This window comes from Paenibacillus sp. RU5M (genome assembly GCF_900221055.1).
GTDB classification, from domain to species: Bacteria; Bacillota; Bacilli; order Paenibacillales; family Paenibacillaceae; genus Paenibacillus; species Paenibacillus marchantiae.
In genome coordinates this window covers 105,451-129,233 of the sequence record NZ_OBQM01000006.1, presented here as the reverse complement: position 1 = coordinate 129,233, position 23,783 = coordinate 105,451, and the positions used below count along the sequence as shown (strand labels likewise).

The 23,783-nt window shown below is 47.9% G+C and carries 17 protein-coding genes; 16 read left to right on the top strand and 1 reads right to left on the bottom strand.

Going from position 1 to position 23,783, the window contains the following annotated elements:
- Positions 1-86: 86 nt before the first annotated feature.
- The 16 genes from CRO25_RS18595 (at position 87) to CRO25_RS18520 (ending at position 22,768) form a co-directional block, all read left to right on the top strand.
- Positions 87-1,097, top strand: a complete 1,011-nt coding sequence (locus CRO25_RS18595; RefSeq protein ID WP_079696000.1) for an aldose 1-epimerase — start codon at positions 87-89, stop codon at positions 1,095-1,097.
- A gap of 224 nt (positions 1,098-1,321) precedes the next feature.
- Positions 1,322-2,710, top strand: coding sequence for a class II fumarate hydratase (fumC, locus tag CRO25_RS18590; RefSeq protein ID WP_079695999.1), 1,389 nt, complete (start codon positions 1,322-1,324; stop codon positions 2,708-2,710).
- A gap of 180 nt (positions 2,711-2,890) precedes the next feature.
- Positions 2,891-5,635, top strand: a complete 2,745-nt coding sequence (locus tag CRO25_RS18585) for a CHASE3 domain-containing protein (RefSeq protein ID WP_079695998.1) — start codon at positions 2,891-2,893, stop codon at positions 5,633-5,635.
- A gap of 255 nt (positions 5,636-5,890) precedes the next feature.
- Positions 5,891-7,513 carry a PucR family transcriptional regulator gene (locus tag CRO25_RS18580; RefSeq protein ID WP_079695997.1) on the top strand — a complete coding sequence of 541 codons (1,623 nt, stop codon included), beginning with the start codon at positions 5,891-5,893 and terminating at the stop codon, positions 7,511-7,513.
- A 251-nt stretch (positions 7,514-7,764) separates the two neighbouring features.
- On the top strand, positions 7,765-9,309 hold the full coding sequence (gene pucL / locus CRO25_RS18575; protein WP_306454173.1) for a factor-independent urate hydroxylase: 1,545 nt from the start codon (positions 7,765-7,767) through the stop codon (positions 9,307-9,309).
- Positions 9,309-9,686: a hydroxyisourate hydrolase gene (gene uraH / locus CRO25_RS18570; protein WP_063563931.1), complete on the top strand. Its 378-nt coding sequence runs from the start codon at positions 9,309-9,311 to the stop codon at positions 9,684-9,686. The genes pucL and uraH overlap by 1 nt, the downstream gene beginning before the upstream one ends.
- 40 nt (positions 9,687-9,726) lie before the next feature.
- On the top strand, positions 9,727-11,142 hold the full coding sequence (gene allB, locus CRO25_RS18565) for an allantoinase AllB (protein ID WP_079695995.1): 1,416 nt from the start codon (positions 9,727-9,729) through the stop codon (positions 11,140-11,142).
- Positions 11,129-12,430, top strand: coding sequence for a Zn-dependent hydrolase (locus CRO25_RS18560; protein WP_079695994.1), 1,302 nt, complete (start codon positions 11,129-11,131; stop codon positions 12,428-12,430). The genes allB and CRO25_RS18560 overlap by 14 nt, the downstream gene beginning before the upstream one ends.
- A gap of 6 nt (positions 12,431-12,436) precedes the next feature.
- Positions 12,437-13,678: an alanine--glyoxylate aminotransferase family protein gene (locus tag CRO25_RS18555; RefSeq protein ID WP_079695993.1), complete on the top strand. Its 1,242-nt coding sequence runs from the start codon at positions 12,437-12,439 to the stop codon at positions 13,676-13,678.
- Positions 13,672-15,270, top strand: a complete 1,599-nt coding sequence (ggt, locus tag CRO25_RS18550) for a gamma-glutamyltransferase (protein WP_079695992.1) — start codon at positions 13,672-13,674, stop codon at positions 15,268-15,270. Before CRO25_RS18555 ends, ggt begins: the two co-directional genes overlap by 7 nt.
- 107 nt (positions 15,271-15,377) lie before the next feature.
- Positions 15,378-16,700: a 5'-deoxyadenosine deaminase gene (locus tag CRO25_RS18545; RefSeq protein WP_063563926.1), complete on the top strand. Its 1,323-nt coding sequence runs from the start codon at positions 15,378-15,380 to the stop codon at positions 16,698-16,700.
- Positions 16,701-16,829: 129 nt separating this feature from the next.
- Positions 16,830-18,005 carry an XdhC family protein gene (locus CRO25_RS18540; RefSeq protein ID WP_079695991.1) on the top strand — a complete coding sequence of 392 codons (1,176 nt, stop codon included), beginning with the start codon at positions 16,830-16,832 and terminating at the stop codon, positions 18,003-18,005.
- Positions 17,971-18,615, top strand: a complete 645-nt coding sequence (locus CRO25_RS18535) for an NTP transferase domain-containing protein (protein WP_177031119.1) — start codon at positions 17,971-17,973, stop codon at positions 18,613-18,615. Before CRO25_RS18540 ends, CRO25_RS18535 begins: the two co-directional genes overlap by 35 nt.
- A gap of 308 nt (positions 18,616-18,923) precedes the next feature.
- Positions 18,924-19,838, top strand: coding sequence for a xanthine dehydrogenase family protein subunit M (locus tag CRO25_RS18530; protein WP_079695989.1), 915 nt, complete (start codon positions 18,924-18,926; stop codon positions 19,836-19,838).
- Positions 19,839-19,907: 69 nt separating this feature from the next.
- The gene (pucD, locus tag CRO25_RS18525) at positions 19,908-22,241 is read left to right on the top strand and encodes a xanthine dehydrogenase subunit D (protein ID WP_079695988.1); all 2,334 of its coding nucleotides are present in this window, start codon (positions 19,908-19,910) and stop codon (positions 22,239-22,241) included.
- Positions 22,238-22,768 (top strand): (2Fe-2S)-binding protein, encoded by a 531-nt coding sequence (locus CRO25_RS18520; RefSeq protein ID WP_079695987.1) that lies wholly within the window; start codon positions 22,238-22,240, stop codon positions 22,766-22,768. The genes pucD and CRO25_RS18520 overlap by 4 nt, the downstream gene beginning before the upstream one ends.
- A gap of 74 nt (positions 22,769-22,842) precedes the next feature.
- On the opposite strand, the gene CRO25_RS18515 is transcribed toward CRO25_RS18520, so the two are convergent.
- Complete coding sequence (locus CRO25_RS18515; RefSeq protein ID WP_072732913.1) at positions 22,843-23,757, bottom strand: hypothetical protein; 915 nt, start codon at positions 23,755-23,757, stop codon at positions 22,843-22,845.
- Between the last annotated feature and the right edge of the window lie 26 nt (positions 23,758-23,783).

Genomic DNA, 23,783 nt, shown 5'->3' with positions numbered 1-23,783 from the left:
TCTATCATAGATTGGTATTTTGTGCGTGGTCATGATATAGTCGAGCCGTATAATATAACCTTAGTATGCAGGAGGTACATATAACGATGACACAGCAAAATGCAGCTTTCGAAGAACAATTTGGAGGTATACCAGCCGTCTGGCTTCGTTTTAATCAATTCGAAGCAGCTGTTATTCCGAGCGTGGGTGCCAACCTTGTTGCTTTCCGTGATACAGAGCAGGGATTCCGTTATTTGCGTGAGCCAGACCAGGAACATATGGACGAGTTTATGGCTGCACCTGCTGTTTACGGTATTCCGATTCTTTCTCCACCAAATCGCTATGAGGATGGTCGATTCCCTTGGAACGGCGAAGTCTATCAACTACCTATAAACGAACCAGCTACAGGCAACCATCTGCACGGATTCCTGCATGATGCCGAGTGGAAGGTTGAGGGCTACGGATCTAACGAGCTGGAGAGTTATGTTCTGCTTAGTCAGGAAGTGAAGGAAGGACATGTGTTCTACAAATACCTGCCATTCACCTTTACAGTAACGCTCCGTTATTCGTTGAGTAGTCTGGGACTTCAGCAGCAATTGAATGTCCGCAATAACGGGAAGGAACGTATGCCGAATTTGTTCGCATTTCATACAGCCATTAGCGTACCTTTTGCACCGGAAAGCCAGGCATCCGATTACACGGCCAAAATAACGATTGGTCAGCGTCGTGAATTAAATGAACGTTCTTTGCCTACGGGACAATTTCAACCGCTTACACCAGAGGAAGAGCAATTAAAGGGTGAGGGTGTTAGTCCGTTTTTTGCAGCCATGGACAACCATTACACTGCAGAACCGCAGAATGGGCGAAACTATATGGAGCTTACCGATCATCGTACCGGTGACAAGTTGGTATACGATGTAGGCACGTCATACAAGCACTGGATGATCTGGAATAACAATATGTCTGGCGGATTCTTCTGTCCTGAGCCACAGATGAACCTGGTTAACGCTCCGAATGTACAAGGCATTCCTGCTGAAGAGATCGGTCTAATTGGTCTTGAGCCGGGAGAATTATTCGAGCAAACCAGCCGTCTTTATCCGATCAAAACGCAAAAATAAATACTCGGACATTTTGCGTCGCGCTTACATTTTTGTCGAAAAGGTGAAAACCAGTCAGGCAATCATGTATAATATGACAAGATACACAAGCTTTGCTCATAAAAGCATTTTGCATAAATCCCAAAGGTGACTTTGGAATCAACAGATGCAAGATGCTGTGAAGAAAAGAATGTATACGTATTTTTGTAGAGACCCAAACCATCTTTTTGGAGGAGGAAAAGCAAGTGGAATACCGCATTGAGAGAGATACGTTAGGTGAAATGAAAGTACCAGCCGACAGGCTGTGGGGAGCTCAAACGCAGCGCAGCAAGGAGAACTTTCCGATCGGTCGCGAGCATATGCCGATGGAAGTTGTACGTGCTCTTGCCATTTTGAAAAAAAGTGCTGCTGCCAGTAACCATAAATTAGGTAAATTATCCGCTGCCAAATCGGATGCAATCGCTTATGCTGCTGATGAAATTATTGCAGGCCGGATTGATGATCATTTCCCGCTCGTGGTATGGCAGACGGGTAGCGGAACACAGTCCAACATGAACGTAAACGAGGTCATTGCCAATCTGGGTAACCAGTTGCTGGAACAAAAGGGCAAGGAAGAACGTCTGCATCCGAATGATGATGTGAACATGTCCCAGAGCTCCAATGATACATTCCCAACGGCTCTGCATGTTGCAGGTGTACTTGCTGTTGAAGATCAGCTCTTGCCGGCAATCGCGGTGCTGAAAGCCACTTTTGCAGACAAATCGGAACAATTCAAAGATATTATCAAAATTGGACGTACTCATCTTCAGGATGCAACGCCAATTACACTCGGTCAGGAGATCAGCGGCTGGGAAGCGATGCTCGATAAGAGTGAACGCATGATCCGGGATAGTGTTAATTATATGAAAGAACTCGCAATTGGTGGTACAGCTGTAGGAACCGGAATTAATGCACACCCTGACTTTGGTGATTATACAGCCAAGGAAATTGGCAAGCATACCGGCAAGGATTTTGTATCCGCGCCAAACAAATTCCACGCGCTTACAAGTCATGATGAAGTGGTCTACGCTCACGGTGCAGTTAAAGCGCTTGCAGCTGACTTAATGAAAATAGCCAATGATGTTCGCTGGCTGGCTAGTGGCCCACGAAGTGGTCTGGGAGAGATTCGTATTCCAGAGAACGAACCGGGCAGTTCCATTATGCCGGGTAAAGTGAATCCAACCCAGAGCGAAGCGATGACCATGGTGGTTACGCAAGTGATGGGGAACGATGCGGCGATTGGTTTCGCAGCAAGTCAGGGTAACTTCGAGTTGAATGTGTTCAAACCGGTTATTATCTATAACTTCCTGCAATCTGTTCAGCTTCTTGCTGATTCCATCGTTGCATTCAATGATAAGTGTGCGGTGGGTATTGAGCCTAACCTCAGTCAGATTGAACATAATCTGAATAATTCGCTTATGCTGGTTACTGCTCTTAATCCGCACATCGGTTATGAGAATGCAGCCAAAATTGCCAAGCTTGCGCATAAAGAAGGACTGTCTCTGAAAGAAGCCACTTTGCAGACAGGTCTGCTTACGGAAGAGCAATTCGATCAGTATGTTGATCCAGCGAAAATGATTGCCCCGAAAGCCTAATCAATCATTATCATGCGAACTTCATTCTAATAAACAAGCGACCTGCATCCGCAGGTCGTTTTTTTAGCTCGTGAGGTTTCGTGAACTAATACTTGTCAGTCTATACGTATACATATAAACTACATATGCGACTGTTTTTTTAATTGATCGGAATTGTTTATTTCATTGGAGGTTTCTGCGTTGTCGAAAAAGAGAAGATTCACGATACGCTCCAAAATTCTATTGGGCTATCTAGTGGTTGTGTTGTTATTTGGTGCCGTTTTGCTGGTGTTATCTGCCCAAATTGATGCATCGCAGAAGGAAATCGATTTTATCAGCCACCACGACCTGGAAGTGCATAACCTGACCAATGCCATTGAGAAAAATGTTCTGAATATGGAAACAGGTCAGCGGGGATTCATGATCACCGGGGAAGAAAGTTATTTGGAGCCATACAATCAAGCTCTAACCCAGTGGAACTCCAATTATGCCGAACTGTATGAGCTGGTTAGTGATAACCCATCCCAGCAGATGACTCTGGAAACCATCAAAACACATATTATCCGTTGGATTGATGTTGCCGGATCAGCCTCGGTGGCCCTAAAGAGACAAGGAGATCAGGAGAAAGTCATTGAATTTTTCCATTCCGATCCAGGGAAAGGCGAAATTGATCTGTTAAGATCCGAGTTCGAGAATTTCCGCAATACAGAGTTGCGACTGACGGAAAGCCGGGTGACCGAGCTCGCAGCACGAAGCTCCACATTGCTTACCATTATGTATACCTTATGGGCTGCCGTTGCCGGATTATCTGTTGCCGCAGCGCTTGTCATTTCGGGCAATATCGTCAAAACTCTTCGTGAAGTCAAACATACCATCAGCGACATATCTCAAGGCGGCAATCTCACACAGCGTATTATTGTCCGTACACAAGATGAGGTCGGTGATTTAGGTAAAGAGACGAACTTATTGCTGGACACGGTACAGGAACAGAATCGACTTAAGGATCGGGTTGCCAGCATAGCTACACTCCTGCAAAACCCTACAAGTTTGGAGGGACTGTCACGTTTGTTCCTAAACCAAGTCGCGATCCTGCTAGAAGCACCTTATGGCGTGTTATATGCGATGAAAGAGAATCGTCTCATTCGTGTAGCTGCGTATGCGGCAGACGGAGAGAAAGAGCGTTCCCTCGGTAAAGTATCCGTTGCACCGGGTGAGGGGTTAGTCGGTCAGAGTGCAATGGAGAAGCGGGTTCTGCAAATGAACGACTTGCCTCAAAATTATATTCGTATCTCATCGGGTCTTGGTGATGCGTCAGCTGCATCACTCACGGTAGCACCTGTGGTATTTGAAGGTAAAACGATAGCTGTAATCGAACTGGCTTCTATGAAGCAGATCGAACCAAAAGAAACAAAGCTGCTAACCGAACTGATCGAAATCTTCGGGGTCTCGCTTCATTCCACTGTCACACGCATGGAATTACAGCATTTGTATGATGAATCCCAGGTGTTGAATGAAGAATTGCAGACACAATCGGAGAAATTGCAGGCACAGACCGAAGAGATGGTGTCTCAGACGGAAGAGTTACATATGCAGACAGAAGAACTGCACATGTTGAACGAGCGTCTGGAACTGCAGAAAAATGCGGCTGAGACCTCTGCCAGTGAACTTGCAGAAGTAGCGGATCAGTTACGGACAAGCTCTGGTTACAAGTCTGAGTTCCTGGCGAATATGTCGCATGAACTGCGCACTCCGCTGAACAGTATGCTGATTCTGTCCGAGATTTTGGCTGAGAACAAGCATCAGCACTTAAACAGTGAAGAACAGAAATATGCTTCGGTGATCCATGCATCAGGCAAGGACCTGTTGAATCTGATTAACGATATTCTCGATCTTTCCAAAGTGGAGGCCGGGGAGATGGAAGTGGACTTGGATGATGTCTATCTTGGAAGCCTGCCGGAAGCGATGAATCAATATTTCCTGAAAACGGCTGAGCAAAAAGGAATTGATTTTCGTATTCAGCTTCAAAGCCCTCTGCCGGAAACGATTTTTTCCGACGAGATGCGATTACATCAGATTCTGAGAAATTTACTTTCCAACGCATTCAAATTCACCAATGAAGGAGAAGTGGCCTTAACTATTTCCAGAGTGAGTCTGTCCAATCCTGATGGGAACGGAGCAGAGACGGATGTTATAGCTTTCTCGGTTAGTGATACCGGAATTGGTATTTCGGAGAACAAACTGCTGCAGATCTTTGATGCATTCAAACAGGCCGATGGAGCCACAGCTCGAAAATACGGTGGAACCGGACTGGGACTGTCGATCTCTCAATCCCTTGCCAATCTGTTGGGAGGATCAATCTCGGCAACGAGCCGCGAAGGACAAGGAAGTGTCTTCACCCTATTCCTCCCGCTTAGAAGGGAAGAGCCTGAGGTTATGCAGAACTCCAGATTGTTCTTGAATGAGGTTGCTGTGACTGCTCCTGAAATAAACAGTGCTTCAGGAATGAATTCAACCAAAATCGAGATGTTGCTGACTCCACTTGAAGAATCATTATTGAATGGTCGTCAGGTTCTCGTTGTCGATGATGATATTCGAAATGTTTATGCCTTGGCAAATGCGCTTGAGCAGTATGACATGAAAGTGATAACAGCTCAGAATGGTTACGAGTGTCTGGAGATGTTAGAGAGCGGAGAAGCGAATCCGGATATCATCTTGATGGATATCATGATGCCAGAGTTGGATGGGTATGAGACCACTCGCCAGATCCGTGATAGATTGAATCTCAAGAAGCTCCCTATTATTGCTTTGACTGCCAAAGCCATGAAAGAAGATCGTGATAAATGTATCGCGGCAGGAGCTTCGGATTATATTAGCAAACCGCTCAATATGAAAGAGGTACTGTCCCGGATGAAATTATGGCTGAGTCATGAAACATTGGGAATCTGATCTTTCCTGTTTGTAATTCAACATGTATTAACTCAAAAATAAAACCTATGCCAGTTGCGCAACGATTGCTGCAATTGTGTCATGGGTTTTATTTTTTCTCATGTAAGCTATTAAAAAGAAATTGATGTTATAATACTTAACAACATTCAAGGTTCATTGCAATAAAATGGGTAAAATTAAGTGAATAACCTTTGGTTACATCCAGATCAAGGATACAAACCGCTTTATGCGTTATATATATGGGAGGTAATGTCCATGCAGCTTACGGTTAAAGAGGCTTTACAGGTATACCCGTTGTCTGAGGCCAAACTGGTTGCAGGTGGGGAAGGGACTTCGCGGATGATGAAATCCGTTAACGTCATGGACGCTCCAGATATAGCGGATTGGATCAAATCCGGAGAACTGCTGTTCACAACCGCATTTATTATGAAAGACAACGAGACCGATGCACTTCGTTTGATGCGCCGCCTGAACGAACGCGGTTGTGCTGGGCTTGGCATTAAATTGGGCCGCTTCTGGCAGGCCATTCCGCAAGGGATTATCGAGGAAGCAGATCGACTGCGGTTACCGCTGCTGGAACTGCCGTTTCAGTTTACATTTTCCGACCAGATGAATGCGTTATTCAAGGCTGAACATGAACGCAGCAATCGTTTACTGCACGAGGTGGTGCAGAAACAAAAAAAATTGATGCACTTTGCATTGCAGCAGCAACAGCATCGGAATGTATTTGCCGAACTAGTTACCGTGTTGAATTATCCACTTGCGGTTATTGGCTCCCGCGGACATTTGCTCTATGGTAGCGAAGGTATTGCTGGAGATGCGGTAGTACAAGGTTGGCCCTGGAAATCCGTCATGCACCGAGTGAAATGGAATCAGGGAAGCTGCCACCGGGTACCCATCAAGCAGAATGATGAAGAATACGGATTTTTGCTCGTCTTTACAGACTCAGCGCTGTCTCTTAGAGCAGAGGAAGAATTATTTCAGCAAGCTGCGGATGTCCTGGCATTCTATATGGATATGACCTATCGAGAACACATTAACCCCACCGTTCAGGATGAGATGCGCACACTATTAACCCAATATCTAGATAACAAAATGACGGTAGATGAACTCACCAAGCTCAGCGAGAATAAAGGCGTTCATCTGTTCCAGGGGACCTATCAATGTGTGTTGATCACGCTGGAACCGTCTGTTTTTGCAGAGGGGAAGCTGCTGAAGCAGATCCACCGCGAGTTACAGTACAATCCGCTTATGCAATTCACGGCCTCACAGCATTTTCAGATCGAAGATGGCATATTATCCATCTATACCTGTCCAACGGGGCGGGATTATGGAGAGGAATTATCAGCATTCCTGCTTAATCGATTCGGGGATGTTCTTGCAGCACAGGAAGCCAAGGGAGCATCTTCACCGCGTTTCTGGATCAGCAAAATGAAGCATGAGCCGAAGTCGCTACGCGAAGCCTATCAGGAATGTCTGGATACTCGCCAACTGGCTCGCCGATTCGGTATGAAGGATCGGGCTCTCCAGTTTGAGATGCTGGAATTCGCCTATGTGTTCCAACATGTTCCAGATAACATCATGGAGAATTACTGCAATAAAGTACTTGAGCCTTTACTGGCCAGGGACGGCGATCCCAATCAGGTACTGATGAATACGTTGGAATCTTTTATCGAGAATGACGGACTCATTAACGAAGCTGCGAAGCAACTATTTGTGCATCGGAATACCGTTACCTATCGGATGGAGAAAGTCGGAAGTTTGCTGCAAATGGACTTTAAGAAGACTAATGATTTGCTGAAATTAAAGCTCGTGTTCACCTTCCGTAAGTTTGTGCGGGACAAAACTACGGCAAGGCCGTATTCGCAGCATCATTAATCTGAAGAGTAGACCCCTCTAATACAATTTTTATATCATAATCATTATCCAGAACAAGTGTTGTGCAGCATGACAATGAAACAGGCATGTCAGATAAAACCGTATTTCCCTTGAGGAAGTGCGGTTTTTCAGCTTTTCATTACATTTGAACAACCAAATCCCGTGCATTGCTAACAAATCACATAACTGATGTTATGTTATATTACAAAATTACGTAAATATTGTTGTTGCAGTATCGAGAGACACTTAAAATGAAAAACAACAATCCACAGAAGACCGGAGGTTCTAACATGGGCGACTTCATTAAACTCGTTAACAACTGGTCTATCACACAGTTCGTGCATACGTTTGGCGGACTATTCGAAGAATCACCTTGGGTGGCGGAGCGTTCCTGGCCTTCACGGCCATTTGACTCTTTTGAACACATGATGAATGTCATGAAGAACACAGTTCAGACATCCGATGAGAAGGTCAAGTTGCAGTTGCTTTGCAATCACCCGGATCTCGGTGCGCGGATCAGCATGAGCAGCAATTCTGTTCAAGAACAGGCTGGTGCAGGGCTTAATTCACTTTCGTCGGAGCAATATCACGAACTTAGTAAACTAAACAAAGAATATACAAGCCAATTCGGCTTTCCTTTTATATTGGCCGTGAAAGGTCACACAGCTCAGTCCATCCTGGAGTCCATGCGGAAGCGCAATGGGAGAGGAAGAGAGGAGGAATTCCAGACCGCCCTGAAGGAAGTGTTCAAGATTGCTTCCATTCGATTGGAGCAGTGGCTGGTGCAGATTGGTCATGAACATGAGATTGAATTTAAGCCATCCGAAGTAAAGCAACGGACCATGTATTACGGCAAAGGAGATGTATGGATGTACCGCTCATACGCCAAACCGTTGACGGGTATTCAGCCCATCCCGGAATCTCCATTCACCGGACGGAATAATATCCTGTTCGGATTAAACATTAAAGTAGCCGTGCAAGGCGACGAATTTCTGCCTTCTTTTATCGAAGGAGATAACTCTCGCGTCGTTGCAACGGATTCAATGAAGAATTTCATCCTGAAACATGCTGCGGATTACTACGGAGCTACGGTGGAGGGTTTTCTCGATTACGTTAGCCGACGTTTTCTGGAGACATATCCGCAGATGACCAAAGTGCAAATGACGGCAGATCAGATTCCTTTTGAAGATGTGCCTGTTCGCAGAGAAGGAAGCCTTCGTGCAAGCGAGCTGGTATTCCGTTATTCCCAGAATGATCGCGCGACGGCTGCAATTGAAGCGCAGCGAAAAGGAAATCAGGTTGAACTGAACAATCATTTCAGTGGTGTCGCAGATATCAGGCTGATTAAGGTCAAAGGCAGTGAATTTGCCGGTTTCGTCAAGGATGAGCACACCACCTTACCCGAGACATGGGACCGTCCACTGTTCATTTTCCTGAATATCAATTGGCGTTACGAAGACCCGAGAGATGGCATGGACGATCAGCGCGGACGTTATGTAGCGGCGGAGCAGGTAAGAGATGTAGCTGCAGCCGTGTTCCATGCGTGTCGTTCGGCATCCATTCAGCATCTAATTTATCAGATTGGACTAAGGCTATTGCGACGATTTGGACAGCTCAGTGAGGTTTCATTTGAATCCAACAATCGGACATGGGAAACGGTGCTGGAGGAAGTAAAAGAAGGAGAAGGCAAAGTATTCACCGAGGCCAGGCCTCCTTATGGGTTTCAGGGTTTCTCAATGACAAGGGATGATCTAGAGGCTGACCAGAGGGGCTCGAAGAGAGAAGGTGAGGCATGATGTCGGTAGCTGGAGGACGGATTACTACGCATGTGCTGGATACTTCCAAGGGCGTTCCGGCCGCAGGCGTGCGGGTTGAACTTTTTGTATTACACAGGAATGGCGAGAAGGAAAGCAAAATGAAAGTTGCTGAATCGTTGACCAATGCCGATGGGCGTCTGGATGCACCTTTGCTTGAAGGCGGGAAGCTTGAGCAAGCGGTCTACGAGCTTCATTTCAACGTTGAGGGATATTACGCACAGCGATCTCTTGAAGAATTAGGGCAGGTATTATGGACGGTTGTGCCGATCCGGTTTGCCGTATCCGATGCTTCAAGTCACTACCACATTCCTCTGTTGATTGCGCCTGGAGGTTACAGTACATACCGGGGAAGCTGAAATATACAAATCCAGTTCTGATCAGAGGAGGGTCATCCATATGACAAGATTAGATACGATCATCCGGGGGGCCCGGGTTGTGTTGAGAGATAGCGTGGAAGAACTGGATATTGGGATTACTGGTGAACAAATATCAGCTTTGTCCTCACACCTGGTGGGTGATGAAGATACTGAAATAATAGAAGCAATTGGCCTCACAGTGATGCCGGGGGCTGTGGACATACATGTTCACTTTAATGAACCTGGACTCGCGAGCTGGGAGGGTTTCAAATCGGGATCCGCATCACTGGCTGCTGGTGGAATTACGACGTATGTCGATATGCCGCTTAATGGTGTCCCTCCAACGATTAGACCGGAGGCTTGGGAGTCGAAAATGAAAGCAGCCGACGGTCAATCCTATGTTGATTATGCGTTCTGGGGAGGACTTGTTCCCGGCAATCGGGCCGAGCTTGCACCTTTGGCCGATATGGGTGCGGCCGGATTCAAGGCATTTATGTCCGAACCTGGCGGAGAAGGGGAAGACATCTTCGCCAGAGCGGATGACGATACACTTTTGAATGGCATGTACGAGATTGCAAAGCTAAACCATGTACTGGCGCTTCATGCGGAAGACGAAGCGATGGTTGCTGAACTTGGGGCAAGGAGTATTGCAGATGGACGAATCGGCCCGATGGATTACGTGCAATCTCGCCCAGCAGAAGCAGAGGTTCGGGCGGTGTCACGAGCGCTGCAATATGGGGAGCAAACCGGATGTGCACTTCATTTTGTTCATATCAGTACACGGGAAGCGCTTGATCTGATTGCAGAGGCAAAACAGCGCGGGCTGGATGTAACTTCTGAAACATGTCCACATTACCTGACTCTGACAGAGGAGGATGTTGTCCGGTTGGGAGCTGTAGCGAAGTGTGCGCCGCCATTGCGGAGTCAGGTTGAGCAAGATCAGTTATGGGATGCGCTGGCAGCAGGTCTGATTGATGTTATTGCATCCGACCACTCACCCTGTCCGCCATCGATGAAACAATCTGATAATTTCTTTGAAATCTGGGGTGGCATCTCGGGTGCGCAAAGTACGCTGCTGCTCATGTTGGAGGAAGGACATCTTCAGCGAAATGTAGCCCTTCCTTTGCTGGGAAGAGTCCTGGCCCTGCAACCTGCCAGAAGGCTTGGATTGGAGAACAAAGGTGAGATCGCCATCGGCAAGGACGCGGATCTGGTACTGATTGATTGGGAGAAGAGTACCACCTTAAATACGGATGACCTGCACTACACATATAAACAGAGTCCTTATGTGGGAAGCACGTTTTCCTCTAGCATTGCAGAGGTGTTCTGCCGGGGCACACGAGTATACAGTTCAAAAACAGGATTGTCGGATGAACCTGTGGGACGATTTATCCGTGCTAACTCATCTGTTCCGGTTGGTGTTGAAGGAACGGAGGGGTATCATGACGGACTTTGAAGTACACACGCCTTCCGGTACGGAACGTCCCACCCAGGCTTTGCCGCAATTGGAGCAGGTGCAGCTGCAAGGCATGCTTGACTGGTTGTCTACATATGGCGCTGATCCCCAGGGAGGTGTGACACGTCTTTTGTACGACCAAGCATGGTGTAAGGCACAGCATGCGCTAGCGGCAAAAATGCAGGAGAACGGGTTGGCTCCTGAATTTGATCAATCGGGCAACCTGTATGGAACTTTGCACGGTACGGGTTCAGGAACAGGAATGGAAGAGGCGCCGATTGTTACGGGTTCCCATATCGATACCGTGGTACAAGGTGGGAAGTATGACGGTGCATATGGCGTAGTTGCAGGAGTGCTCGCGCTAGAGTATCTACAGAAAAATTTTGGGGCACCCAAACGAACGCTTCAAGTCGTGTCCCTATGCGAGGAAGAAGGTAGTCGATTCCCCTTCGCTTATTGGGGATCACGAAGTATAACGGGGGTAAGCGTGCTGGAAGAAGTTCAGCATTTGAAGGATCAAGAAGGCATTACCTTTGCACAGGCAATACATGATGCAGGCTTTGGACCAGATAGTAGCTATAGAATGGCTTCACACACATACGGTGCATTTATCGAACTTCATATCGAGCAAGGTCAGGTCCTTGATCGATTGGGCCATTCGATTGGTATTGTATCGGATATTGTAGGCCAGAAACGCTTTAGCATTACAGTAAGTGGCGAAGCCAATCATGCCGGAACTACACCGATGTCCTGGCGCAAGGATGCACTTGCAGGTGCAGCCGAGATGATCACAGCCGTAAGACGCATTGCGCTTGAAGCGGGAGAACCACTTGTAGCCACTGTGGGTCGAATAACAGCCGATCCGGGTGTGGGTAACGTCGTTGCATCCCGGGCCGTATTCTCGCTCGATATCCGGCATATCAGGCAAGAGAGCATTGATCGATGCTGGCACAATATGCTACAGGAATTTAGCAGAATCGCAGCCGAGCAACAGCTCGGACTGAACTGGGAGGAGCACTTGTCTGTCACACCTATTCCGATGAACGAACAGATTACGTCAGACATTCGTGATATTTGTGAAGTGGAGCAATTATCCTATATGCACTTGCCAAGCGGCGCAGGACATGATTCGCAGATCTTTCAGCCGGCTTGTCCTACAGCGATGATATTTGTACCAAGCCAAGATGGCATTAGCCATAATCCCCTTGAATATACAGCTGAAGAGGACCTGATGAAAGGTTTCCGGGTTCTGGTTCAGTTACTCTATAAATACGGTTACGGGAGTTGAGTGAAGATGTCCAACTATAAAGAATTGTCCCCGTCCTTGCGGACGATCATGACACCGGGGCCAGTTGAAGTCGACCCAAGAGTTCTGAGGGCATTATCCTTCCCGATCCTGGGGCAGTTTGATCCGGAGTTCACTTCCCTGATGAATGAGACGATGGCCATGCTGCGTGAACTATACATGACAGACAATGAGTGGTGTTATCCGGTAGATGGTACATCCCGCTCAGGGATTGAAGCCGTGCTGGTCAGTCTGATTCAGCCAGGGGACAAGGTGCTCATCCCCATCTATGGACGTTTCGGACATCTATTGGTTGAAATTTCGGAGCGATGTGGTGCCGAGGTTATCTTTTTTGAAACAGAGTGGGGAACGGTATTTGATCCCGAAGAAGTTATTAAGGCGATCCATGCACATAAGCCGAGTTTGGTTGCGATGGTTCACGGTGAGACATCAACCGGGCAAATGCAGCCACTCGCCGAGATTGGCAAAGCCTGTCGTGAACTGGATATTTTACTTGTGGTTGATGCGGTTGCCACAATTGGCGGAACACCTGTGGAGACAGATGCCTGGCATCTGGATGCAGTCATGGGAGGAACGCAGAAATGTTTGTCCGTCCCATCCGGGATGGCGCCATTAACGTATAACAGCCGTGTGGAGAAGAAACTGAAGAGCCGCAAAACCGTGGAACGAGGCCTCCGCGATGCAACAAGTGCTCGGGCTGAAGGGCGCACGATTGCCAGTAATTACTTTGACCTGAGCCAATTGCAGGATTACTGGAGTTCGGCACGGTTAAACCATCATACAGAGGCTACTTCGATGCTCTACGGTCTTCACGAAGGACTGCGAATTTTGCTTCAGGAAGGTCTGGATGCCCGTTTTCAGAGACATCGGATTAATGAACGAGCGTTGGTTGCGGGGATTCAGGGCATGGGGCTGAAACTGTATGGAGAAATGTCCACTAAACTTCCGGTGGTGACTTGTATCAAAATACCCGATGGTATGGATGGTGAGTCGGTACGCAGCATGCTTCTGAACGATTTCAGTATTGAGATTGCTAGCTCATTTGGACCACTGAAAGGCAAGATTTGGCGTATTGGTACGATGGGATTCAGCTGCCAGCGCAAAAATGTACTTCATGTGCTGGGCGCACTGGAAGCTGTACTGTTGCGTCATCGTCACGCCTTGCCAGCAGGCGAGGCCGTGCAGGCAGCGCTGGATGTGTATGCCGGGAAGGAGGGCGTCTTATGTTGAACCAGATGCCGATATCCAGACAGGTGATGGTTACCTCCCCACATTATTTAGCGAGTGCGGTTGGCAGCGCAATCCTCCAGCAAGGTGGTAACGCTTATGATGCTGCTGTCGCTGTAAGTGCCGCACTGGGTGTAGTCTACCCACACATGACAGGACTTGGCGGAGATGCTTTCTTTCTAATTCACGATGGAACAAGTGGTGATATAACGGCCTACAACGGAAGTGGTCGTTCAGCAGCAGGCATTCATGCTGATACGTTCAAAGCGATGGGGATGAGCGCCATTCCTCAACGAGGCGTGCTTAGTGCGATTACGGTTCCTGGAATGGTAGATGCATGGTGGGAAGTCTGGTCCCGCTACGGAAAGTTAAAGTGGGAACAGTTACTTGAACCAGCTGCGCAATATGCGGAAAAGGGATGCCCTGTATCCCGAAATCTGCGCCTGTGGCTGGAACGTGATGAGGATTTCATTATGGGGCATACATCGCTGCGAGCGGTATTTGCCCCTTTTGGTACACTTTTGCAGGAAGGCGATCTACTCTTGCAGCCTGATCTTGCCTCTTCCATTCGCCTGATTCAGGCAGGTGGACGTGATGTTTTTTATACCGGGGAACTGGCGGAGCAGTTAACTTCGGCTATTCGTGAGGATGGCGGCATGCTCGCTCCAGCGGACTTCGCGGCTCACAAGGGAGAGTGGGTGAAGCCGATCACTACCGATTACCGTGGCTATCAAGTTCACCAGATGCCGCCGAATTCACAGGGCTTCTCGATGCTGATAATGTTGAATATGCTGGAACATATTGATCTCTCTTCCGTTGCGCGGACGTCCCCCGAGTTCTATCATCTGATGGTTGAAGTGGTTAAAAAGGCTTTTCGTGACCGTGATCGTTATCTCACAGACCCGGAGTTCAGGGATATTCCGCTGGAAAATCTGTTATCCAAGGTTTATGGAGATGAATTATGGAACGAGATTCAGTCCGCTCCACCTGCTGTGGCACAGCCTTTTCTGTCCAAAATGATGGGTCAGGATACGGCTTACGCAGCGGTTGTGGACAATGAAGGCAATGCCGTCTCGTTTATTCAGAGCCTGTACTTTGATTTTGGCGCTGCTTATGTGCCTGGGGATACGGGTGTGATCATGCAGAACCGCGGTTCCTTTTTCTCACTTGATCCGAAGGACGTTAACGTATTGGAACCGAATAAACGCTCATTCCACACCCTAATGCCGGGTCTTGTCACTCGTAACGGGAAACCTTATATGCTCGTAGGCACGCAAGGTGGTGAGGGCCAACCCCAGACACAGTTATCGGTTCTTACGGGTGTGCTGGACTATGGTCTGAACATTCAGGAAGCCATTGGGCTACCGCGTTGGGTGTATGGGCGTACCTGGGGTGAAGAGGGTGACACGCTGAGAGTAGAGAACCGCTATCATGACGACGTATGTGACACGCTTGCCCGATGGGGACATAACGTCGAAGCCAGAGCGCCGTGGGACGGAATTATGGGGCAGTCACAAGGGATTGTCATCCGTGAAGATGGCATGATTAGCGGGGCAGCAGATCCCAGGGGAGATGGCATGGCTATCGGGTGGTAGCGTGATTTATGTAAAGCATCATGCATAGATCCAAAGAAGATCATCTTAACTGTGCAGGATCAGAATTAATAAAATTAAGCAGATAGATACGGATAGGGGAGATTATCATGGGAACGATCCTGCTAAAAGGTGCACAACTCGTCACAATGAATGCAGAAGAGGATGTATTTACGGGAGATTTGCTGATCGAGGACAATAAAATCAAAGAAATTGCAGAGCATATCGATGTTCAGGCAGATCAGGTCATTGATGCTCGAGGCAAAGTGCTGCTTCCAGGTTTTATCCAAACGCATATTCATCTATGTCAGACCTTGTTCCGTGGACGTGCGGACGATCTGGAGCTGATGGATTGGCTTCGCCAACGCATCTGGCCGCTTGAGGCAGCGCATGATGAAGAGTCTGTCTATTACTCGGCGATGCTCGGCTTGGGCGAATTGATTTCCAGCGGGACAACAACCATTTTGGATATGGAGACCGTGCATCATACCGATTCGGCTTTTCAGGCGATGGCACAGAGCGGCATTCGGGTGATTTCCGGTAAAGTGATGATGGATCACGGGGATGAAGTTCCTGAACCGCTGCGTGAAAATACGGCTACCTCGCTGCAACAAAGTGTCGATTTGCTGGAGAAATGGAATGGATTCGGCGGTGGCCGTATTCAGTATGCGTTTTGTCCACGCTTCGTCGTCTCGTGCACCGAAGAATTATTGGTTGAGGTGCGTGACCTGTCGAATAAGTACCATGTGAAAGTGCACACCCATGCCTCCGAAAATCGTGGCGAGATCGAACTGGTAGAACACGAGCGTGGCATGCGCAACATTGTCTATCTGGATCATATCGGTCTAGCTACCCCAAGACTGGTGCTTGCCCACTGTGTGTGGCTGAGTGAGGAAGAGAAGGAGATTATTCGCAAACGCGGGGTAAAAGTCACCCACTGCCCTGGATCGAATATGAAACTGTCCTCAGGTATAGCGGATATTCCTGATCTGCTGAATCGCCAGATTGCGGTAGGGATTGGTGCCGATGGTGCGCCGTGCAACAACAATCTGGATATGTTCCAGGAAATGCGCCTGACCGCGCTCATTCAAAAGGTGCCTCACGGTCCAACAGTGATGGACGCCCGTACGGTGCTTCGTATGGCGACGATGGGTGGAGCAGAAGTGCTCGGAATGTCCAAGGAAATCGGCAGTCTGGAAGTGGGTAAAAAAGCAGATATATTGCTGCTGGATCTGGATGATTTTCATACGTACCCTTCCTATGAGACTGATGTGTATTCCCGTGTAGTCTATTCCGCAACTCGCAGCTGTGTAGACACCGTTATTATTGATGGAAGCATCGTGCTCCAAAACCGGAAGATTCAAACGATTGATCGTGGCATTGTGCTTCGTGAATCGGATAAAAGTATTGCAAGATTGATGAAACGCATCTAATCGAACGCAGCCGTATGAAACTCACCCAATGAACTATCTGAGCAAAAGTTGGATATTCAATATACGCTAGGAAGGTCCAGAATCACTTCTTCGGATTCGGATTCAAATCCCTGAAAGGATGGAGACGCGATGGAAATGCATGATCTGTGTGCAATTGCAGGGCGGGAACCGCGCTGTGTTCTCGCAACAGCGGTTAAGGTAGAAGGTCATGCTTACCGTAAGCAAGGAGTCTCTATGCTTTTGACCGAAGAAGGTGTGGTGTATGGCAGTATCAGTCCAGGTTGTCTGGAGAGTGATCTGCAGGCCAGGGTGGACCGGGTGCTGCATACACAGCAGTTGGAATTCGTGGAGTATGATATGCGTCCCGAAGATGATATGTCCTGGGGAGAAACGATTGGCTGCGGCGGGTTAATTATAGTGCTGCTAGAGCCGGTATGTGGTGAACTCAGGTCGATCATGTCCCATATGCATGCGTATTTTCAATCTGGATCAGCTGTGGAGCTAACCCGTTCATTCTACGATCAATACACCCGGATTCATTATGTGATTCAGCTCGCTGAGGGTGCAGAAAGGCAGACATCATTATACTCTTCTCCAGCTGTCAAGGGAGCTTCTCTAAATCCAATAAACACATTGATTACAGAGGAGACACCGCGACTATCATTGGTCGTTATTCATTCGTCTGAAGCTGATGATCTCACATCTAATTCTGGAGAGAGTGATCTTCAGAGGCATGGATTGACTGAGGTGGAGAAGTGGGATATCCCTTTACAGATCTCCGCAAAATATGTGCCCAAACCCCGTCTGATTATCATTGGAGCCGGAAATGATGTAATCCCGGTCGCCCGTCTGGGCAAATCGGCAGGATTTCGTGTGGTTGTAGCAGATTGGCGAGAAACCTTTTGCACCGCTGAACGCTTTCCGGGTGTTGAGTTTGTTCGCGGTTTCCCAAGTGAGATCATACCTGTACTGGATATCCAAAGCGGGGATTATATCGTATTGATGAGTCATCAATTTCCGAGAGAACGGGAGTTTCTTGAATTACTTGAGGATCGGAATTATGCATACCTTGGTATTATGGGCTCCAGAACGCGAACAGCACGTTTGCTGAACGATCTCCCTCCACTAAAACAGTTGCATTCACCCGTCGGCTTGACCATTGGTGCCGATGGACCGGAAGAGATCGCAATCAGCATCGCAGCAGAACTTATTGCCTGTAAAAGAGCAGCTGTTGCCGCAGAGCGTCGCAAAGTACAGAGGGGGATTGCACATGCGACTGACGGGCATCGTGCTAGCGGCAGGTAAGAGCAGCCGAATGGGGCGGGATAAACTGTCTATCGTCATGCCTGATGGAAGATGTTTGGCCGCATGGACATTGGAAGCTGCCTTGAAATCCGATTTGGAGAAAGTTATCTGTGTGGTCAAACCCGAGGATTCATTAGCGTGGATCCCCTCCATGTGGCTCAATGCAGCATCATATGGTTGTACTCCAGATACGAGCACGAGGCTTCAGATTGCAATCTGTACCGACTATGCATACGGTATCGCCATGTCCCTTCACTGTGGCATTCTGTCTGCTATAGCATACAAGCCAGAAGGTGTGATGATAATTTTGGCAGATCAGCCGCTATTGCAGGCACAAGATATTAACAGGGTTGCTGAGTCGTTAGCCTCCAACAAACTGTGTGATTATGCAGCAGCTACCAATGGCGGTGGAGGCAAGCCTCCGGTCGCCTTTCGTGAACATATGCTGGGGCCTCTTTTGTCGCTTAGCGGAGATGAGGGAGCGCGAAAAATCATGCGCAATCCCAAATATGCAGGCAAGCATGTATCTTTGTCTGAATTTAGCTTTTGGGATGCGGATACCGAACCAGAGCTGGAACGTATTTTGGATTATGTGAATGGCATAAGATGAATGAAAATCAAGGCAGAAGGAGCGATTCCTTGTGTATTATTTCTCGCAGTAATGAGGTCAGCCAGACCATCTGGTTGGCCTCTTTATTGTTTTGATCTAATTGGTTATGAAATGGCTTGTGTTAGCTTATCGCAGTAAACAATGCATCAGGCACAAATCAAAGAGTCTATTTATACATTTATCCAAAATGATGTGAAGATAATTGACCTTATTGTTGCAGTCCCATATGATTTGAAGAATTATTTGGATCATTCGTTCATATCCAACGTCCCGCAGACAGATTCCAGATAGAGAAGGGAGATGGAAGGATGGTCATGTCGGCATATGGGTCTGGAGCACAACCAACGGTTTGGCAGCCAGTTAATCTAGATGAGCTTCAAGCTTCAAAGAGTGAACTGTCCGGGAAGTATTGTTTTGCAGCAGGGGCCACATTATTGCGTACTCAGTGGGAGGGCGGCCTTGTTCCTGTACCTGAGCATATGATCAGCCTTGCCCGTATTCCAGGTGCAAGCGGCGTATATGTGGGTGGAGATGAGCTGGTCATTGGAGCACTGACGCGATTAAGTCATTGTGCCACAGACGTTCATCTGCAACAGCTGCCCTTATTACAGTCTGCAATGAATGCTATCGCTGCTCCTTCTATCCGGAATGTGGCGACAATTGGCGGAAACATTGTATCGGGAGTCGGTGACTCGATCCCTGCACTCCTTGTCTACGATGCACAGCTGTACTGGATGACGGACAACGGCATGGAGATGCGAAGTCTTTCGTCTTGGCTGAACGGTGGTCGTGACGGCAGTCGCAATCCGAATGATGTGTTAATTTCCATTCATATTCCGATGAAACATACGCCTTTCCCTGATGTCACCAGCGAGCAGTCATCTGCGACGCGTGAAATTTCATTTTACCGCAAGCTGGGTCGGCGGGAGACCTTTACAGCATCGCTGGTGACGATTGCATTTCACGGAGAAGTGGATGCAGATGGCCGCTGGAATAAAATAGCGATCGCTGCAGGTGGAGGTTCAGGCATGGCCATGCGACTTACGGAGTCGGAAAAGTTGCTTCTTGGCGTGGAGGCTTCTGTTATGCAAGCTTCATCGCTAGCTGCCTCGGCAGCTTCGGAATTCGTGACTTATAGCGATGCATTTGCTACAGAACAGTACCGTAAGCAAACGGCAGGTAATATGCTCGGAGCCGGACTCTGGGAAGCACTTCGCTCATAGAAGAAAACCATTTTGGAGAAGCAAAGCGTAAGCCCAACAGCTTCTGAGGGGAGAAAGGGGAGAGAGATCATGCTGTTGAATCGGGATAATAGTGGGAAACGCTGGCATCTGCGGCCAGATGGGGTAGGCAAAGTAACAGGACAGCTTCAATATCTGACAGACATGACGCTGCCCGATATGATCCATGGAAGGGTCCTTCGAAGCTCTTACCCCTATGCCCGCATATTATCTATCGATATAACCGGAGCGGAGGCTATAGAGGGTGTATTTGCCGTACTCACCTCGAAAGATGTGCCCGGTTTGAACCTGTTTGGCATTGCAACTCCGGATCAGCCTGTATTTTGCGAGCATGTCGTTCGTTATGTCGGTGATGCCATTGCCGCAGTTGCTGCGGACTCCCCGGAACGTGCAGCGCTCGCTCTGGATGCCATCCGGGTTGAGTATGAAGAATGGACTCCGCTGGACAGCCCAGAGGCTGCACTGGCACCCGGTGCACCTGAGCTCCATGAACATGGTCCCGGCAATGTGCTGCACCGTACCGAAATCAAACGAGGCAATGTAGATGAGGGCTTTGCTGCATGCGAACATATTGTGAGTGAGACGTATTATACCCCTCGCCAGATGCATGCCTATATGGAGACGGAAGGCGGGTTATTTGTTCCTGATGAAAGTGGGAGACTCCATGTCTACGCGGCGACACAGCATGGTTACAAGGACAGGATGCAGCTTGCCCGAATCATTGGCTGTTCCGAAGAAGATATTCGGGTGGTCTCGTCTCCGATAGGCGGTTCTTTTGGTGGGAAAGATGAGCTGAATGTACAGCCTTATGGGGCACTGCTTGCTTTAAGGTCCGGACGTCCTGTGAAAATGCACAATTCACGCAAAGAATCCGTACGTGCAGGATTAAAGCGTCATCCGATGAAAATTGAAATGCAGACCGGAATCAGCCGTGAAGGCATGATCCAGGCTCACCGAGTCCGCATTACCGCAGACACCGGAGCATATGCCACGCTGGGGGCACCCGTCCTGAATTTTTGCACAGAACACTGTCTCGGACCTTATTCTATTCCCCATGTAGATGTGGAGGGTGTCTCGGTATATACGAATAATGGGGTGTCGGGAGAGTTTCGCGGATTTGGCGGAAATCAGGCGATCTTTGCAATGGAGGGTCAGATGGATCGACTCGCCGAGATTATGGATATAGACCCCTGGGAGTTTCGGAGACGCAACATGAGGGAAAAGACCGATCCAGGGCCACTAAATCAACGGATTCTGGTCACGGATGGTCTGTCGCAAGTATGGGAGGCGCTGGATCGTTCGGAGTTATGGCAAAAGCATCAGCATCCCCCAACAGATATTGCTCTGCCTCCCTGGATTAAACGTGGAGTGGGTGCAGCCATCGCGATGCACGGAGCAGGGCTTGGTTATGGCATTCCCGATCCGGCGGGCGGGCGTCTATCTCTGAATGCCGAAGGTAAGATTGAGGTGGCATTCAGCTACGAAGAATTCGGTCAGGGACTTATTGCTACGCTTGAAATGATGCTCTGCGATCTGTTCTACTGCTCAACATCCGATCTAAGCATAATCATTGGGGATACGGATCGAGTGCCACACAGTGGTTCAAGCACCGCTTCGCGTTCAACGACGATGGCCTGGATGGCTCTTCAGCGATTACAGACACCATTCCGCTCCAAAATCTTGTCAGTAGCCTCTGCTTTGTCAGGAATTCCGGCTGCCGAACTGATTACTGGAATTGAGGGAGTATGGCACAAGGGACAGCTTTCTCCAGAAGTTACAGCGAATGAACCGGCGATGAATTCCAGAGTTGTTGTTTCTTACGTTGATCTGGTGAAGCATGGAGAAGCAGTAGATTGGATTTTTGATACTCAATTTGAATATCCGACCACGCCGGACAATGTTGTGGGGGGGCATTATCTATATACGTATGCGGCAGTAGCGGCAGAAGTGGAGGTAAACACGCTAACCGGGGAAGCCAAATTACTGGATACGAGGCATGTGGTGGCTGCTGGCCCTGTCATCAATCCAATGGGATTCATCGGACAGATCGAAGGCGGAAGTGTAATGGCTCTGGGTTTTACATTGACCGAGGATGCTGTGATGCAAGACAGTCGCTATATGACAACCAATCTGGACACCTACCTGATTCCGACGATTCGCGACATTCACACCAACCTGGAGGTGGAGGCAATTGAAGATCTGCCAGAGGGAGATCCGTTTGGACCACGGGGGATTGGCGAGATTGGTTCGGTGGCGCTTGCTCCGGCCATCACCGCTGCGATTCATCAGGCTACAGGGGTGTGGGTTAATCGTTTGCCGGTTCCGCGCGATCAACTGATCAAACCAATTGGCGTCTTGCTTCAGGAAGGAGTGAGCTCATCATGACTGAACCTTTGGGCGATTTCTGGACAGCCGTTGTGAATGGCGAGGAGAAACAATTGCACATTTCCCAGACAACCCGTCTTGTGGATGTACTACGGACGCAACTGAATCTGACCGGAACGAAAGTTTCCTGCGAGGTTGGTCGTTGCGGTGCATGTATGGTACTGATGGATGGAGAGCCGGTCAATTCCTGTCTCGTTATGGCTTATCAATGTGTTGGAAGCGAGATAACAACAATTGAAGGGTTACATGGTGAAGAAGAAGGGAAGTTGCACCCAATTCAGCAGGCTTTTGTGGAAGAAGGCGGCTTCCAATGCGGGTATTGTACACCCGGGATGGTGATTTCCACTAAGGCTCTCTTGGACCGCAATCCGCAGCCAAGTCAGGAACAGATCGAAACGGGATTATGCGGTAATCTGTGCCGCTGCACTGGATATGGAGGGATTCTTCGTGCAGTTCGTACCGCAGGAGAAACCTGTTTATCATCATCCATTTTAACAACGGAAGAGAAGAAAGTAATTGACCTGTGATTGAACTACGGAATTAAAGAAGACCGGGCGCTGGAGGGCATATCTCCGCTTCGCTCGGTCTTTATTTCTAACGATTAATATTTGATAATGTACCATCCGCCCCAAGTCGAATAATTCAGACCATTTCCATAATTACGATCAGCTGTTTGTGGATTACGAATCGAATTACCACTGGCATCTCTAAAATCAATAGCAGTTAGCCCACGCTTATGTGACCACCCACCATCAGCATCCTGTCTGTACCAATGATAATCATAATTTGGTGCAATAACAAGTGCTACCTTGTACTCTCTGTATCCAGGAACTTCACTATATGTAGAAGTTCGTAGGGATTTATTTAAATATGGCATGTCAAGCTTAGAGGCACTAATGATGCTCGAAGAAGTTAAACTTGTAAAAACTTTTCCGGCCAGTTCACCTGGTTGTAATTTATGTCCAGAATATGTGGATGTATTCAACATGTATGCATAGCAATTAGCTTTATCCGTCAAATTTTCCCATGCACTTGAAGAATAAGGGTGTTCATATCCACCAGTAGGCATTGTTTCAAGAGCTTGAAGAGTTAATTGATCATTTGAGTTTGTTTTAGAATCAATAGTCTGGTTGTTGTATTGGGTTTCATGAACAGTGACTTCTGTTTTATTCAATAAGGCGAATTCAGCAGGTCGATAATTCACCTGTAATTGTTCTTCTTCTGTTAAACTGTTAAACCAGTTCAACCATTCTTTAGTATCTGGAGCGAAAGAAGCTAATGGGTCTACATTAGGTAACGATAGGAGGGCATTCTCGTTAAAAGATATTAATTCAGCTGGTTTGTAACTTACTTTTAATTGATCTTCTTTAGTGAGTTTGTCAAACCAATTCAACCATGTTTGAGTTTCAGCTGCGGGAGAAGTATCCTTTTTGGAACTGTTTGATTCAGCTAATACAGGTAACGCTAGTGTGAATAACAAGATCATTGCAAATAAAGATGAAACTAATTTTTTCATTGTTACGTCCCCTCCTGAAATTTATT